Below are 14263 nucleotides of genomic sequence, written 5' to 3'. Positions count from 1 at the left end.
TCGGACGACCATATTGGCACGTTTGTGAGGGGCATCCAGAGTGGAGACGGACGGCCGGGCGATGCTTCGCCGTCGAGTAGGGGTGCTACTGCGCAGGTCGCGCGAGGCCGCCGACCTGGCGATCGAGGACGTGGCCGCGCACCTGGAGTGTTCGTCCGCGAAGGTCAGGCGAATTGAGAACGGTCAGGTAGCCGTTCGCCCGTTGGAGATCCGCGAGATCCTTGCCCTGTATGAAGTTCCGGACGCCCGACGCTCCGCGCTGCTCGACCTTGCCAGGAGGAGCCGAGAGAGCAAGCTCGAATGGTGGCAGGAATACGCAGATGTCGTGGGGCCTGACTACGAGTTCTTCGTCGGCCTGGAGGATCGGGCCACGTTGATATGCGACTACCAGTCCTATCTGATTCCGGGCCTGCTGCAGACTGAGTCGTATATGCGTGCGGTCATGGATGCCTATCGGGTTCCCGCCGACGAGGCCGCACTGCGTATCAGGTTTCGCCAGAAGCGCCAGTCACTCTTGGTGGACGCCGGTTCGCCTGCATTTCGCGCGGTCATCGAGGAGAACGCGTTGCGAAAGAAGGTCGGTGACGACAGTGTGATGCGGGAGCAGCTCCGGCGGATTGTGGACGTCGGATCGCGCAGCCGGGTCTCCATACAGATCATTCCGGCGGCGACGGGACTTCACCCGGCTGAGGGCCGCGCCTTCATTATGCTCGGTTTCCCGGATCCGGAAGAGCCGAAGGTGGTCTACCTCGAACACCTCAACGGGTCCCATCTGCTCGACACGCCGGCTAAGACCGTCGCGTTCGACCGGGCCTTCGCCGACCTTCAGGCGATCGCGCTGTCGCCCGATGACTCGGCCTCGCTCATCGAAGACATGGTGAAGGAGTGACCATCGCGGATTCCCCTGACGAATGAGATCCATTCGGACCGGGCGAGGATCAGACAGCGAGCCGGCTGGTTTGACGATCGCATCGCGACAGTGTTGTCGTCGAGCATCGCTACTTCAACACATGCTCCGGTTGCACCGCAGTAACTACTGCGTTGCCACGCCGCTTTTGCTGGGTGTGATTTTTCCACTTTCGCACCGCCTTTACCGGGCAGGGCACACAATGGCGATATTACAGGTACCCAGAAACCGCGAGGAATACTCAATCTTGCCGCAAAGGCGCGGCTGTAAGCAAAGAACATGAGGAATGAGCATAAAGAGACTTTCTCGTGAGCCGAATGAGGAGCCATGTGGCCTCGGCCCCTTGTTGGTTGATCAGACGACACTCAGAAAGATTGCCCGTGCCGCTTCCCGGCTTGGCAAACCGACCATCATGGCCAGGGATTCGGTCGGTCGTTGGTTCGCGCTTCCGAGCGCCGAAGATTTCGTGGAACTGGCTCATACGACGACGCCGGAATTAAAGTACGTCAGCATATGCGTGCACCGTCAGGCCGAAATGACGCCGGACCTGTCGGTAGAGTTCGCGCGGGACCGGGCCGAGCTCCGTTACAACACTGACTCGGCCGAGGTCAGCGCGGTGGCGCAGGAGATCATCGTCCTCTGTCGCCCGCGTGTTCGTCGCTGGACCAAGTTCGCACTCGGGCACGCGATGGTGGCGCAGGCCGCTGTGGTCGTCGTCGCTGCCGTAGTCAGCTTGCTCGTCACGTTGATCGCCAGGGTCGAACTCGAGTGGTGGCACGTGCCTGCCGCCGCACTGGCGAGCATGGCCCTGGTCTGGGGCTGCCGTTTCCTCCTGCGCCGTCTCATCACTCACGCCGTGATCCGTAACCACCCTGAGCAGGATCAGCCGGGCTTTCTTGAGCGCAACAAGGATGCCCTCATGGTGGCCAGCATCGGAGGCGCCGCGGGTTCGGTGGTTGGTGCTGTCGTTGCCACGATCCTGACCGTCCTCACCAGGTTGTGGGAGTGACCGCCATATCAGCAGGAGTTGAGCAGGTGTCACAGGGTACGGGCGTACGTCACGTCGCCGTAAGGAGTTGACATGCATCCCATGGAGAAGGCCACGTCATTCGGGATCAGTCTGGTGAGCGGCGCGCTGGCAGTGGCGCTGTTCAAGCGGGTGTGGCAGGTCGCCGCAGGGGAGGGCGAGGCTCCGGAGCCCAACGACCTGGAGCGGGCCTAACGGAGGTCTTGGTGGCCGCGACCGCGCAGGGCGCGATCTTTGGGCTCGTACGCGCGGCCGTGCAGCGGGCCGGAGTCAGGACGTTCAGGGGCCGGACGTCAAGCGCGCATTGAGAGTGCGGCCAACTCCGGCCCTTAGGGCTGGTCGCCGGGCAGCCAGACGGCTACAGAGGCCACCCCAGTGAAGAACACGCCATGGATCCCCTCCTTACCCCTAACGGAGAGCTCGACAATCCCGTCCCACGGCCGTGACCTGGGCCCCCGCATTCAGGCGATGCTGCACCCTGGCATCGATCTCGGCCGTACAGAGGGCCAATATCGGCCCGGCTCGGTGGACTGGAAGGCTGGCGGGCGTTACAGGCGACGCGGTTGAGGAGTTCGAGCGGCATCGCTTGACGCTGTTCGGGCTGGCCTATCGGATGCTGGGTTCGGCTGAGGAGGCCGAGGACGTGGTCCAGGACACCTTCCTTCGCTGGCACCACCGGTCGGCTGTCGAATCGCCGTGGGCCTGGCTGGCCAAGGTGGCAACCAACCTGTGCGTGAACCGGTTGACGTCGGCGCGTGCTCGTCGGGAGAGCTATGTCGGTTCGTTGCTGCCTGAGCCGGTACTGACCGCGGACGGCGCTCTGGGACCGCTGGACAGTGCCGAACAGCGAGACTTCGTCTCGCTGGCCTTCCTGATGATGCTGGAACGGCTCAACCCCGTGCGCTTTCGGCGGCGGCCGTGATCCCGCTGGTCCTGTGGCCGCTCACCAACAGACTCCAAAAGACCTGAATCCCGCATTCCTAAAGAGAAGCCTCTTCGCCCTGCCCAAAACAGTTCCGCTGCCGATCCGCAGGGATACGGCTGCGCCCGCATGGGTTCGAGCTCTACGACGGCGTGGTTACAGGGGCCAGTGGCCCGGTAGCCGCAGCGGGGGGGCCGCGGCTGGCAGCGGACTGGCCGCGTCAGGTGAAAGGGCGTCGAGGACGAGTGCGAGGTAGCGTTGCCGGCCGTCACTGTGGGGGTCCATGGTCCACAGCAGGCTCACGAGCATGACCACGATTCGGGGCATGTCGTCGGGGACGAGATCGGCGCGGATGAGCCCGGCCTGCTGGGCCCGGCGGGCCAGCAGGATCAGCGACTCGAAGGAGCGGCTGCCGGCCTCGGCGGTCATGGCGCCCGCGTTCCTGGCGGCGGCCAGAGTGCTGTGTTCGCGGGCCGCCATCGACAGCGTCGCCTCGAGCACGGTGACCAGGCCGCGTCTGGGATCGTCATCGCTCAGCGCCTGCTCGATGGCGGGGGCGATCTCTTCGTCGAAGGCTTGGTCGACGGCTGCGCGGACCAGGACCGTCTTGTCGGGGAAATGGCGGTAGAGCGTCGCATTGCCGACGCCGGCGTGGCGGGCGATTTCATCGAGTTGCGCATCGGGACCGCGTTCGGCGTAGATCTCTCGCGCGGCTCGCACGATCCTGTCGAAGTTGCGTGCCGCGTCGGCGCGCAACGGTTTGGGGGCTTCGGTGGTCACCACCTCAGGATAGCAACCGAGATACAACTCTCAATTTCTCTGCTATCGTGACAGCATTATGTGAGAGTTGACTCCCGATTTCGGGATGTCGTACCGGCGTGCCGGACCGGCCTGGTGCGGGCGCCGCATACGGGTTTCCGGGCCATTGGCGATGCGCTCGGAGGGAGGAGGACCAGGTGAAGGTGAACGTCGACGTCCCCAAATGCGTGGGCTCCGGGCAGTGCGTGCTGATCGCGCCCGAGGTGTTCGACCAGCGTGAGGAGGACGGCATCGTGATACTGCTGGCGGAGACGCCCGCGCCACACCTGCACGACGCCGTCCGCGAGTCGGCCGCGGTCTGCCCGGCCGCCGCCATCTATCTGGCCGAGTAGTGAACCGGATCGTGATCGTCGGCACTTCGGCAGGTGGGCTGACCGCCGCAGAGGCGCTGCGCCGGGCGGGACACCTAACGCGCCCTCATCGCGGCCCGAACCCATGGGCCGCCGCCATCGCCGACACGACAGCCGCGTAACTCGCATCGTGGCGTCGTCGCGACGCCCGCACACGACACCTCCAGGAGTTTTCCATGAGCATCACGACCGACACCAACGACAACGCCGACCTTCCCGTCTTCCCCGGCGTACGCTCCCAGCGCTGCCCCTTGGACCCGCCCGCCGAATACGCCGACTGGCGCCAAGCCGAAGGCCTGCGGCACGTCCGGCTGTGGAACGGCCACACCGCCTGGGCGGTGACCCGGTATGAGGACGTACGCGCGGTATTGAGCGACCCGCGCCTCAGCGCCGACGCCCAGCGCTACCCGTCCGTGCTCCCTCACACGCAGGTCCCGGCGTTCCCGCGAATGGACGACCCTGACCATGCCCGGCTGCGCCGCATGCTCACCGCCGACTTCACGGTCAAGCGAGTCGAGGCGATGCGTCCAGAGATCCACGAAGTGGTCGAGAGATTCCTCGACGAGATGATCAGCAAGGGGCAACCGGCGGACCTCGTTCGCGAATACGCACTGCCCATCCCATCCTTGGTGATCTCACTCCTGCTCGGAGTTCCTTACGACGACCACGAGTTCTTCCAGCAGCACAGCGCCACCATGAACCACGCGAACGCCTCGCCGCAGGAGAAGGCGGAGGCGAGCGGGGCGCTGTTCGGCTACCTGCTGAGCCTGGTGAAGCGCAAGGAACGCGAGCCGGGAGACGACCTCATCAGCCGCCTGCTCACCGAGCGGGTCGCCAAGGGCGAGCTCAGCCGCGAAGAAGCCGCCATGAACGGCATGATCCTGCTGTTCGCCGGGCACGAGACCACGGCCAACATGATCGGCCTGGGCACGCTGGCGCTGCTGCAGAATCCGGATCAGGCCGCCCGGATCCGCGACACCGACGACCCCGCCGTGGTGGCGAACGCCGTCGAGGAACTGCTGCGCTATCTGTCCATCGCCCAGGACATGATCGTGCGGGTGGCAACCGAGGACCTCACCATCGGCGGGCAGTTCGTCCGGGCCGGAGAAGCGGTGACCGTCAACCTGCCCGCCGCCAATCGGGACACGGCGTTCCTCGACCAGCCCGACAACGTGGACATCGACCGCAACACTCGCGGGCATCTGGCCTTCGGCTACGGCATCCACCAGTGCCTGGGGCAGAACCTGGCGCGCGTGGAACTACAGGTCGCACTGCCCGCACTGCTGCGTAGGCTGCCGGGGCTCCGCCTGGCCGTGTCGCTGGAAGAAGTCAAGTTCCGGCACGACATGTCCGCCTACGGCGTCCATGAACTGCCGGTCGCCTGGTAACAGGCAACAGCCCTTCCGCTACAAGCAGCGAGGCAGGGCGGCGTCAACCTCCTCAGAACATGGTGTTGTCGTTCTTGGAGGTGGAGGGGATGGTCTGAAGGACGTCCCAGTGTTCGACGATCTTGCCGTTGGAGTCGAAGCGGAAGATGTCCATTCCCGCGTACTCCTCGTCCGGCCAGGTCTGGTGGCAGTGCAGGATGACGTGGTCGCCTTCGGCGAACGCGCGTTTGAACTCGACATGCTTGCCGGGGTATTCGGCGGCCATGCGGTCGAAGTACTCAATGAACGCCTTCTTGCCGTCGGCGACGTCCGGGTTGTGCTGGATGTAGGTGTCGCCCGCGTACCGGTCGATGGCCTCGGCGGGTCGGTTGTGGTTGAACATCAGGTCGTAGAACGCCTGGGCGGTGGCCTTGTTCGTCTCCGGGTCGCTCATGGTGCTCCTTGCGGGTCGGGCGCCGGATATGGCGCGCTGCGGGCCAGGCCCGGATGCTCACCGGGCCCGGCAGCCGGGGCGGAACGGCTCGTTCAAGCAGACGCCGGCGCGGCGCGCGTGGCGTCCGGCATGGTCATTCAGGCCACCATGCCGCGCTTGCGATAATGGGAACAGCGATCAGCCTGGTGAATAAGGGATCCATGATGGTCAATCGGCGACAAGTTGGTGTGCCGCAGATCGGGTACCGGCCAGCTGACGGCCGCTCAGTCGGGATCGAGGTCGTCACCATGGCCGACATCACCGGCCGGATCCCCGCCCACGCCCTGGCCGCACCTCACCGCGCCGACTTCCACATCCTCATCCTGATCACCACGGGCGAAGGCCGACACGAGATCGACTTCGCTTCCCACCCCTGCTGGCCTGGCATCCTGCTGTGGGTACGGCCGGGACAAGCCCACCGCTTCCACCAACCCGGCAGCCTCGACGGCAAGGTGGTCCTGTTCACCGCCGACTTCCCACCCGATCTCGGCAGCGCAGAGCCGCGGCTCACCAACTGGCTCGCCGCTTCCCGCTGGGCCCCGGCCAGACCCGACCTCACCGCTATCTCCACCACGATCGACCAGATCGCCGCCGAACGCGCCGCGTTCGCACACGCGATGCCCGTCGCCCTGCTCCGCCACCTGCTGGCCGTCCTGCTCCTGCGGATCGATCGGCTGCCAACCGAGGACGACCGCCGCGTCGACTCCGCCACCGCCGAACTCTTCGGCCGGTTCCAGGCCGAGCTCGAACGCTCCTACGCCATCACCCGCTCCGCCGAGCACTACGCCGCCCGCCTGGGCTATACCGTCAAACACCTCACACGCGCGTGCATCGCCGCCGCCGGCCACCCTGCCAAACACCTCATCGACGCCCGCGTCATCCTGGAGGCCAAACGCCTGCTCGCCTACACCGAGGTCCCCGTCGCCGACATCGGCCGGCGCCTCGGCTTCATCGACCCCACCAACTTCGGCAAGTTTTTCGCCCGCCACACCCACACCACCCCCGGCGCCTTCCGCCGGACACAGAAGGCATCGGGCTGAAGCAGCCCCTCGTCATCGGTGGCAGCTCGGCCGCAACCGCTCGGCCTGCGTCCGCATCCCGATCATGGGGTCCAACCCGAAGGCCAAGCGCATCGAGTTCCGCGTGCCGGACCCGTCGTGCAGCCCCTACTTCGCCTTCTCGGCCATGCTCATGGCGGGCCTCGACGGCATCCGCAACAAGATCGAGCCCCCGGAGCCCGTCGATAGCGCGCTGACGCCACGCGAGACCGACGTTCTGCGGCACCTGGCCGCCGGGAACAGCAACGCCGAGATCGCCCAGGCGCTGGTCATGTCGCCCGGCACGGTCAAGGTCCACATCGAGCGGATCCTGGCCAAGCTCGGCCTGCGAACCCGCGTTCAGGCAGCCGTCTACGCGCACCGGCACGGCCTCATCACCTGGGCGGACCTGCCGTGACCGACGCGGTGCTCCCACGCCGAAGATTAATGATCGACTGCCGCTGGTTCCGTTGATCAAACGCGGTTACCGTGATGTCAGATCACGCAAATGGCCTTGGCATTCGCTCTGGCCTGGAAGCCCGCTGGACTGGAGGAACGTCCATGAACATCAAGCGAGGAGTTTTAGCGGCGGTTTTGGCTGCCGGCGCGCTCGCTCTCGGCTCGACCCCGGCTCTCGCCATTCCTCCTCCCCCGCCAGGGGGCGACAACCTCCTCGTCATCAGCTACTACAGCGGAGACCAGGTCGTCGGACAGCGCTGGTCCGGGTGCAGTCAGCCTCCCGGCCAGTGGGGGATTCTGGAGGGCACGCAGAAATACTTCTTCACCCCCTGCTGAGCGAGTGGAAGAGGCTCTGGTGTCTGGTGTCTCGGCTAGAAACCGCTCAGACGGCTAGCGAGGCACGCGGTCGGCCCCCGGAGCGGCCCATGGCGGCTCCGGGGTATCACGCGATTACTTCCTGGTGGCGAGTCCAACCGCCCCGGGTGAGTCCACGGCCGGCACCGTCCGTCGAGCGCGGGCCGCGAGGCCGTAGCAGGCGCAGGTCAGTGCGGTCACGGTGGCGGCCACCGGCAGAGGGTGGGACAGGCCGCCGAGTACGGCCACACCGAGGGTGGCGCCGACCTGGCGGGAGGCGTTGAGGACGCCGCCGGCCGTACCGGCTGTGCCGGGCGGTGCGCTGGTGACCACGCCCGCCATCAGCGCGGGCAGCACGAACGACAGCCCGAAGCCCATCACGACCAGCCACGGCGCCAAGAGATCGGTGAACGAGACGCCGGCCAGGCCGATCGCGAGCAGGGCGAGGCCGCCCAGGATCGGTGGGCGGGGGCCGTAGCGGGCCACCAGGCGGCCGGTGAGCAGCGGGTTCACCGTCATCGGGAGGGTGAGCGGCAGGAAGGCCAGCCCGGTGGCCAGCGGGGTCAGGTGGCGGGTGTCCTGCAGGAGCAGGGTCAGGACGAACAGGGCACCGGAGAAGGCGAAGTTCGCCACCACGCCCGCCAGCAGCTCCGGCCAGGTCACCGCGAGCAGGCCACCGGGCAGGACAGGGGCGTGGCTACGACGCTCCACGAACACCAGCGCGGCCAGGGCGCCCAAGGCCGACAGGCCGGCGATCCATGACGAGTCGATCAGGGCTTCGGCGAGCAGGCCGAGGAGTACGCAGGCCAGCGCCTGCACCCCCCAGTCGATGAGGCGGTGCCCACGCGCTGAACGGACCTTTCGCATGGCCAGCAGGCTGATCAGGGCGAGGGGAGGGTTGAGGAGGAAGACGGCCCGCCAGCCGTACGAGTCGACCAGCAGGCCGCCGAGCAGCGGGCCCGCGACCAGGGCGATGCCGGTGATGGCGGCCCACAGGCCGGTGGCGCGGGCGCGGGCGGCCGGGTCGGGGAAGAGTTCGGGCAGGAGGCCGAGCGAGCCGCCCGTGCAGAGCGCGCCCGCCACGCCGAGCAGGGCGCGCAACGCGATCAGTACGCCGAGATGGGGCGCCGCCGCGCTCAGCAGCGAGATCACACCGAAGGCCAGCACACCGATCTTGAAGATCCGGGCCGCGCCGTACCGGTCGGCGACCGCTCCCCCGGTGAGCAGCGACGCGGCGAACGCGACGGTGTAGGCGTTCACCGCCCACTGCTGCCCGGCCAGCGAGCCACCCAGGGAGGTACGCAGATCGGGCAGCGCGATGGTGAGCACGGTCGTGTCGAGGATCACCAAGAAGTAGGCCAGGGAGAAACCGAACATCTTCATGCCCATCAGCCTGCTAAAAGACGATATTTCCCCTCAACAGGCGCAACCGCAGGGGGCATTCGGGAAAACCGTATGCTGATATCTGTGGATTTGCGCCAGTTGCGGGGTTTCGTGGCGGTGGCAGGGTCGGGCACCGTCACCGCAGCCGCGAACACCCTCGGCCTCGCCCCCGCCTCGGTCTCCGAACAGGTACGCCGCCTGGAGGACAGCCTCGGCGTCGCGCTCTTCGAGCGCACGCCCCAGGGCATGCGCCTGACCGGCCCCGGTGCCACCCTGCTCACGCGGGCGCAGGGTCTGCTCGACCACGCGGACGAGGTACGGCGCGCGGTGACCGGGGAGCGCCCCAGGGTTCGGATCGGGGCGCTGGAGATGCTGGCCGCGGCCAAGCTGCCCGCCATCGTCCGCCGCCTGTCCGAACGCCGCCCCGACTTGGACGTGGATGTACGCTCGCTGACCAGGCAGGCGTTGCTGTCCGAGGTGGCCGGCGGCGGCCTGGACGCGGCGCTCCTGCTCGACTCCGGTCCCCGGATCGGCGGCCTGGGCTTCACCCCGCCGGCCGACCTGGACTTCCTGGACGTGGGCGAGGTCAGGCTGCTGCTGGTCGCGGCTCCGGACGGTGACAGGGAGCCGCTGCTGGTCAGCACACCCGGCTGCTCGATCCGGCTGGCGGCCGACCAGCTGTTCGGCGCTCGGGTGCCGCGCAGAGAGCTGACCAGCATCGCCACGGCTCGCGAGTGGACCAGGCAGGGCTTCGGCAGGGCGCTGCTCCCCGACTTCGTCCTGGAAGCGGACCTCGCCTCCGGCGCGCTGATCCCGCTCGACCTCGCCCCCGAGACGGATTTCGCGCCGGGCCCGCGCAACTTCACCTCTGAGAAGGACGGTGCGCCGGGCCCGCATAACTTCACGCCCGAGACGGACGGTGCGCCAGTCCCGCTCGACGTCCCCCAGGAGACGGGGCCGGCCGCCGGCGTACCGGTTCCGCTCGACCACGACGCGCCGACGCTGGCCCTGCGGCTGGTCTGGCTGCGCAGCCGCGAGGCCACCCTGCGCGACGTGCTCTACGCGATGAGCGCCTGACTACGCTTGGGACGGTAGATCGCGGTCACATCAGGCCGGACGCCCGCGCTGAGCAATGAGCCACTGATCAACGGAGGCGTCCTGGGTGCTGGAACAGAGCACGACCACCAACTCCCCGACTCTCACCGATCCGCGCGGCGACGTCAGCGTTGGCGCTCAGGGCGGTGCCCTGTGTGGAGGCCGGGAGCGCAGCGGGTCAGACCGGAACGACCTTGACCTTGGAGTTTCCGGCGCCGCGCGGCTGACTCGAGCGGTCCAGACGCTCCCCGAGGAGCTTTTCCAGATCGTCCGGGTCGGATGTGAGGATCCGGGCGGGCTTGTCGGCGGTGGTGATCGCCGTCGCGGCGACCATCGCGTCAATGGCGTACTTGTGACCGTGCAGCCCTGCGGATTCGAGCAAGCCTGACGCCCGCTGGGCGAGGTCCTTGGTGAGCGGTTCCACGGTGAGCCGGGACAGCGTCCAGGCCAGCCGGGCGGAATGGACTCTGTCATGATCGGCCTCGACGATCGTGACAGCGCTGATGACGACACGGATGTCGTCCTCGAGAGCGACGGCAAGCCGGGCGGTCATCTTGCGATCGGCTCGCAAATACCGCGAGAGGGCTTCGCTGTCCAGAACCCAGGTGCCGCTCACGCCACCTCACCGTGGGTACTGAGTCCAAGCATCTCTTCCCGAGCTGCCTGGATCTCCGCCCCGGTGAGCGGGCCGTGGATCTCTTCACTGGCTCTGATGAGAGCGGCCAGGTTGTCGCGCTCGATCTGCCGCCGGACTGCCGCCTCCACATACGGAGATACACCACGCTTGCCGGCTGCCAGAGGCGCTGGCCATGACCGTGCAGCGCGGCGGAGGCGTGCGCCACGTTCGTCCTCAACGATCGGGTGGACCGGGAGGAGAGCGTCAGCTCGGCCTTGGCACTGATCGGACGCTTCACGGGAACCGACATCGCCGCCGACCGGTTCCTGCGGTGTAATGGAGAGGAGTCTCCCTTTATGACGTGTGCCCCGGGATGACGCTGACACCCGGCACATCAAGCGGCATGAACGGGAAGCCATGGCAGCGGAGTTCGCGATCGGCGAGTACATCCTGGTGCATGACGGCAGGACCTTAGATGTCTTCCACTGTCAGGCGGATGCCAGGCGATATCACGTGATGTTCCTCGGAGTGGACGCGAAACCACACGGGGACGGCTTCAAGGTCACGATCGGCACCAGGTACGACGACCGGATCGCCAACGGGGTGTCGCTGAAGATGGATCAGCAGCAGTTCGCGCGTTTCCAAGAATTCATGGCCGCGGTGATCGAGGCACGCGATGGCACGACCGCCCAGTAGCCGCACAGGACAGCTCCCGAATCCTCAGCTCGGTCATGTCGATGGCAAGGGCGGGCGGCTCATGCGCGGGTGATGTGGCTCTCCACGAGGTCGACGGTGGCGCGGGGGTCGTCGACCTCGATGACCAGGCGGCTGTAGCGTTCGTCGGCCAACTCGATGACAACGGCTTTGGCCGCGTCGTGGACGTCCCAGAAGACGCGCTCGCCGTCGAGCTGGAAGGTGCCCGCGGTGATCACACCGGGGATGTGGGTGCCGGGTACGCGGATGCCCTTGGGGCTTTTGATCATGCCGGGGTCGGCGGTCGCGCCGCGGATGTTGGCCAGGGGGATCGTCAGGCTGCTCTTCAGCGCCCAGAGCTTGTCGAGTCCTTCGATCTCCACGACCAGCGCGTCACCGTCGACGTGCAAGTGTGCCATGTCAGTACTCCTTAGATGGTGAGGTCGTTCGGGGCGAGGCACCGCACCAGAGCCGCCGCCGCCCGGTCGGATTCGGTGGCGGCGGTGGTGGCTCTGGCGCGTAGCCGGAGCCCGATCAGCGCCGCGGTGAGCGCCCCGGCCAGCGCCGGCGACGGCTCGCCGACTCGGTCGGCGCGGTCGGGTGCGGCGCCGGTCAGAACGGTGCCGATGGCCTGGTCGAGAGCGTCCAAGGCGGCGCAGACCTCGGCGCGGACCTCCTGATCCACGGGGGCACGTTCGGCCGCCGCCATCAGCAGCAGGTCCAGTGCGCCTCCGTCGTCGTGTGCGGCCAGTGTGCCGCGCACCGCCTCGGCGAGGTCGCCCGCCGCGCCGACCGCCGAGACCAGCGGACGCACCTGATGCTCCACGTGCCAGCGCAGTGCGGCCAGGTACAGCCCCCGCTTGCTGCCGAAGGTCTTGTACAGGCTGTTGCGGTGCACGCCGAGGTGGTTGACCAGGTCGTCGACGGAGACACCGTCGTAGGCCCGGTCCGCGAACAGCGCCGCCGCCGCCCGGATCACCTCGGTTTCGTCGAACCCTCTCGGCCGTCCCATGCGATGACCATACGTGTTTAGGAACGAATGGTCAAGAACGATCATTCCTAAATAACCTCACGCCAGGCGAAACACGCGGCCGCTACCGCGTCGTGGAGACTAAAGAGCCTGACCGCGCTTGAGCCGGTACAGGACGTGCGGGCGGAGCGGGTTGTCCTCCGCGATGCCCGGGAAGTAGAAGTCGTCGGCTATGTCGCGGGTCATGCCCAGGCGTTCCATGACCTTGCGCGAACGGGTGTTCCGCACGGTCGTCATGGAGACGATCTCGTCCAGCCCCGCCTCCTCGAACCCGTACCGTACGGCCCGCCTGGCGGCCTCGATCGCGTACCCGTGCCCCCAGGCCGCCTTCGCCAACCGCCAGCCCACCTCGACGGCCGGCGTGAACGGCGCCTCGAACGTCTGCAGCACCAGCCCGGTGAACCCGATGAACTGGCCGCTCTCGCGCACCTCCAGCGCCCAGAGCCCATAGCCGTGGGCCTCGAAGCCCTGCTCGATCCGGTCGACGAAGCCGTCACTCTGCTCCCTGCTCAGCAGGGCCGGGAAGTGCTCCATCACCTCGGCGTCGGCGTTCATCGCCGCGAACGGTTCCCTGTCTTCGTCGCGCCATCTGCGCATGATGAGCCGTTCTGTCTCCATCCGTTCAACACTAACCCAGATCTAACGGCGACCACGGATGCCGGTGAGGCGGCGGAGCAGGTCCCACCAGAACGACGCGCCGAACAGCAGCGCCACGAACGTCAGCAGATAGCCGGGCCAGTGGCTGAGCGTGGTGAGGCGGTCCCACCAGGTGCCGCCGTTCCAGTTGACGCTCGGCTCGCCCTCGGCCGGGATCACGATGTTGACGATCGCGTGGTCGAACACCTTGACCAGCGCGGGCTGGCTCAGCGTGTCGGTGATGCAGGGCACCGGGTTCGACTGCGCGCACTGCTCCTTGAGCTCGCTGTAGGCGTCGGGCCCCGCCTCGGACACGGCCGTGACCGAGGCGCGGAAGGCGTTGTCGCGCAGCAGGGTCTTGCCGTATTCGAGCCCGTCCATCGTGAACAGCAGCACCACCACGAAGCCGAGCAGGGCGACGACCCACTTGACGTAGCGCTTGTAGAGCATCGACAGCCGCTGCATCTCGCCGTCGAACCAGGTCTCCACGCCCTGCCGGAAGCGGTCCATGTCGCGCTGCGCGGAGTCCCACACGCCCTTGAGATGGCCGTGCAGCGGGCTGCCCATCGCCTTGAGCTTGGTCAGCAGCCCCTCGACGCCGTCCTTCTCGACGGCCGCCATCTCCATCAGCGCCACCGCGAAGCGTTCCGGCGGGATGTTGGCGATGCTGGTGCGGCCCCTCTTCGGGTGGTCGATCTCCTGGACCCGCTGGTAGAGGAGTTTCGTCATGGCGTCTTCGGCCTTGGTCTCGTGCTCGGGCGCCTGCGCCGCCTCGACCGGGGCCGGCTGGTCGCTGTGGACCGGCCGTGGATCGCGGACGAACGGCAGCGACGCGAACACGTCCGCCACCTTGGCGGGCAGCCACGACTTTCCCTGCGCGTCGCTGCCGTCCATGGTGTCGCGGAGGTAGGCCCACAGGAACTTGCTACGGATGCCGAGCAGCCGTACGAATGCCTCGTTCAGCCCGCTCACCAGCAGCGAAAGCATGAGGAACGCGAGCACCAGACCTAAGGCCAGGTCAACGTAAATGGAAAGCACAATCGATCACCCCGCGCCTTGATACACCCGCCAGGCA

The 14263-nt window shown here is 67.2% G+C and carries 18 protein-coding genes and 2 pseudogenes; 11 read left to right on the top strand and 9 right to left on the bottom strand.

Annotation, left to right across the window (positions count from 1 at the left end; all coding sequences use genetic code 11):
* Window positions 1–40 precede the first annotated feature (40 nt).
* Window positions 41–889 (top strand): helix-turn-helix domain-containing protein, encoded by an 849-nt coding sequence (locus KME78_RS29720; protein WP_219532696.1) that lies wholly within the window; start codon window positions 41–43, stop codon window positions 887–889.
* Here the strand turns inward: KME78_RS29720 and KME78_RS68125 are convergent.
* On the bottom strand, window positions 826–1188 hold the full coding sequence (locus tag KME78_RS68125) for a DUF397 domain-containing protein (RefSeq protein ID WP_219532695.1): 363 nt from the start codon (window positions 1186–1188) through the stop codon (window positions 826–828). The two genes, KME78_RS29720 and KME78_RS68125, sit on opposite strands and share 64 nt — an antisense overlap.
* A gap of 62 nt (window positions 1189–1250) precedes the next feature.
* Between KME78_RS68125 and KME78_RS29710 the strand changes: the two genes are divergently transcribed.
* The 3 genes and pseudogenes from KME78_RS29710 to KME78_RS29700 all read left to right on the top strand — a co-directional run bounded on the left by KME78_RS29710 (window position 1251) and on the right by KME78_RS29700 (window position 2856).
* Window positions 1251–1916 carry a hypothetical protein gene (locus tag KME78_RS29710; protein ID WP_219532694.1) on the top strand — a complete coding sequence of 222 codons (666 nt, stop codon included), beginning with the start codon at window positions 1251–1253 and terminating at the stop codon, window positions 1914–1916.
* A 72-nt stretch (window positions 1917–1988) separates the two neighbouring features.
* A pseudogene (locus KME78_RS68120) lies at window positions 1989–2242 on the top strand (DUF4235 domain-containing protein).
* 134 nt (window positions 2243–2376) lie between these two features.
* A complete protein-coding gene (locus KME78_RS29700) occupies window positions 2377–2856 on the top strand; it encodes a sigma factor (RefSeq protein WP_308127183.1) in 480 nt (159 codons plus the stop codon).
* Between the two features lie 156 nt (window positions 2857–3012).
* On the opposite strand, the gene KME78_RS29695 is transcribed toward KME78_RS29700, so the two are convergent.
* Window positions 3013–3636, bottom strand: coding sequence for a TetR/AcrR family transcriptional regulator (locus tag KME78_RS29695; protein WP_308127182.1), 624 nt, complete (start codon window positions 3634–3636; stop codon window positions 3013–3015).
* Window positions 3637–3812: 176 nt separating this feature from the next.
* Here KME78_RS29695 and KME78_RS29690 point away from each other — a divergent pair, with 176 nt between their 5' ends.
* A complete protein-coding gene (locus tag KME78_RS29690) occupies window positions 3813–4007 on the top strand; it encodes a ferredoxin (RefSeq protein WP_219532692.1) in 195 nt (64 codons plus the stop codon).
* A 194-nt stretch (window positions 4008–4201) separates the two neighbouring features.
* A complete protein-coding gene (locus KME78_RS29685) occupies window positions 4202–5413 on the top strand; it encodes a cytochrome P450 (protein ID WP_219532691.1) in 1212 nt (403 codons plus the stop codon).
* A 52-nt stretch (window positions 5414–5465) separates the two neighbouring features.
* On the opposite strand, the gene KME78_RS29680 is transcribed toward KME78_RS29685, so the two are convergent.
* Complete coding sequence (locus KME78_RS29680) at window positions 5466–5846, bottom strand: nuclear transport factor 2 family protein (protein ID WP_219532690.1); 381 nt, start codon at window positions 5844–5846, stop codon at window positions 5466–5468.
* 287 nt (window positions 5847–6133) lie between these two features.
* Here KME78_RS29680 and KME78_RS29675 point away from each other — a divergent pair, with 287 nt between their 5' ends.
* The 3 genes and pseudogenes from KME78_RS29675 to KME78_RS29665 all read left to right on the top strand — a co-directional run bounded on the left by KME78_RS29675 (window position 6134) and on the right by KME78_RS29665 (window position 7717).
* Window positions 6134–6925 (top strand): AraC family transcriptional regulator, encoded by a 792-nt coding sequence (locus KME78_RS29675; RefSeq protein ID WP_219532689.1) that lies wholly within the window; start codon window positions 6134–6136, stop codon window positions 6923–6925.
* Between the two features lie 28 nt (window positions 6926–6953).
* Window positions 6954–7340, top strand: a pseudogene (locus tag KME78_RS68115) (response regulator transcription factor); the annotation flags it as partial.
* Window positions 7341–7483: 143 nt separating this feature from the next.
* Window positions 7484–7717, top strand: coding sequence for a hypothetical protein (locus KME78_RS29665; RefSeq protein ID WP_219532688.1), 234 nt, complete (start codon window positions 7484–7486; stop codon window positions 7715–7717).
* 114 nt (window positions 7718–7831) lie between these two features.
* Here KME78_RS29665 and KME78_RS29660 read toward each other — a convergent pair whose 3' ends face one another.
* Window positions 7832–9118: an MFS transporter gene (locus tag KME78_RS29660; RefSeq protein ID WP_246652068.1), complete on the bottom strand. Its 1287-nt coding sequence runs from the start codon at window positions 9116–9118 to the stop codon at window positions 7832–7834.
* 84 nt (window positions 9119–9202) lie between these two features.
* Here KME78_RS29660 and KME78_RS29655 point away from each other — a divergent pair, with 84 nt between their 5' ends.
* A complete protein-coding gene (locus KME78_RS29655) occupies window positions 9203–10195 on the top strand; it encodes a LysR family transcriptional regulator (protein ID WP_308127181.1) in 993 nt (330 codons plus the stop codon).
* 196 nt (window positions 10196–10391) lie between these two features.
* Here KME78_RS29655 and KME78_RS29650 read toward each other — a convergent pair whose 3' ends face one another.
* The gene (locus tag KME78_RS29650) at window positions 10392–10829 is read right to left on the bottom strand and encodes a type II toxin-antitoxin system VapC family toxin (protein ID WP_219532686.1); all 438 of its coding nucleotides are present in this window, start codon (window positions 10827–10829) and stop codon (window positions 10392–10394) included.
* A 363-nt stretch (window positions 10830–11192) separates the two neighbouring features.
* Between KME78_RS29650 and KME78_RS29645 the strand changes: the two genes are divergently transcribed.
* On the top strand, window positions 11193–11525 hold the full coding sequence (locus tag KME78_RS29645; RefSeq protein ID WP_219532685.1) for a hypothetical protein: 333 nt from the start codon (window positions 11193–11195) through the stop codon (window positions 11523–11525).
* Between the two features lie 59 nt (window positions 11526–11584).
* Here KME78_RS29645 and KME78_RS29640 read toward each other — a convergent pair whose 3' ends face one another.
* The 4 genes from KME78_RS29640 to KME78_RS29625 all read right to left on the bottom strand — a co-directional run bounded on the left by KME78_RS29640 (window position 11585) and on the right by KME78_RS29625 (window position 14226).
* Window positions 11585–11941, bottom strand: coding sequence for a hypothetical protein (locus tag KME78_RS29640; protein WP_219532684.1), 357 nt, complete (start codon window positions 11939–11941; stop codon window positions 11585–11587).
* A gap of 11 nt (window positions 11942–11952) precedes the next feature.
* The gene (locus KME78_RS29635) at window positions 11953–12534 is read right to left on the bottom strand and encodes a TetR/AcrR family transcriptional regulator (protein ID WP_219532683.1); all 582 of its coding nucleotides are present in this window, start codon (window positions 12532–12534) and stop codon (window positions 11953–11955) included.
* A gap of 99 nt (window positions 12535–12633) precedes the next feature.
* On the bottom strand, window positions 12634–13170 hold the full coding sequence (locus KME78_RS29630) for a GNAT family N-acetyltransferase (RefSeq protein WP_219532682.1): 537 nt from the start codon (window positions 13168–13170) through the stop codon (window positions 12634–12636).
* 21 nt (window positions 13171–13191) lie between these two features.
* Window positions 13192–14226: a hypothetical protein gene (locus KME78_RS29625; RefSeq protein ID WP_219532681.1), complete on the bottom strand. Its 1035-nt coding sequence runs from the start codon at window positions 14224–14226 to the stop codon at window positions 13192–13194.
* Window positions 14227–14263 lie beyond the last annotated feature (37 nt).

The sequence above is a fragment of the Nonomuraea guangzhouensis genome, assembly GCF_019396345.1.
Taxonomy (GTDB): Bacteria; Actinomycetota; Actinomycetes; order Streptosporangiales; family Streptosporangiaceae; genus Nonomuraea; species Nonomuraea guangzhouensis.
The sequence above is the reverse complement of the archived record's forward strand: the minus strand, read 5'-3'. Positions and strand labels throughout refer to the sequence as shown.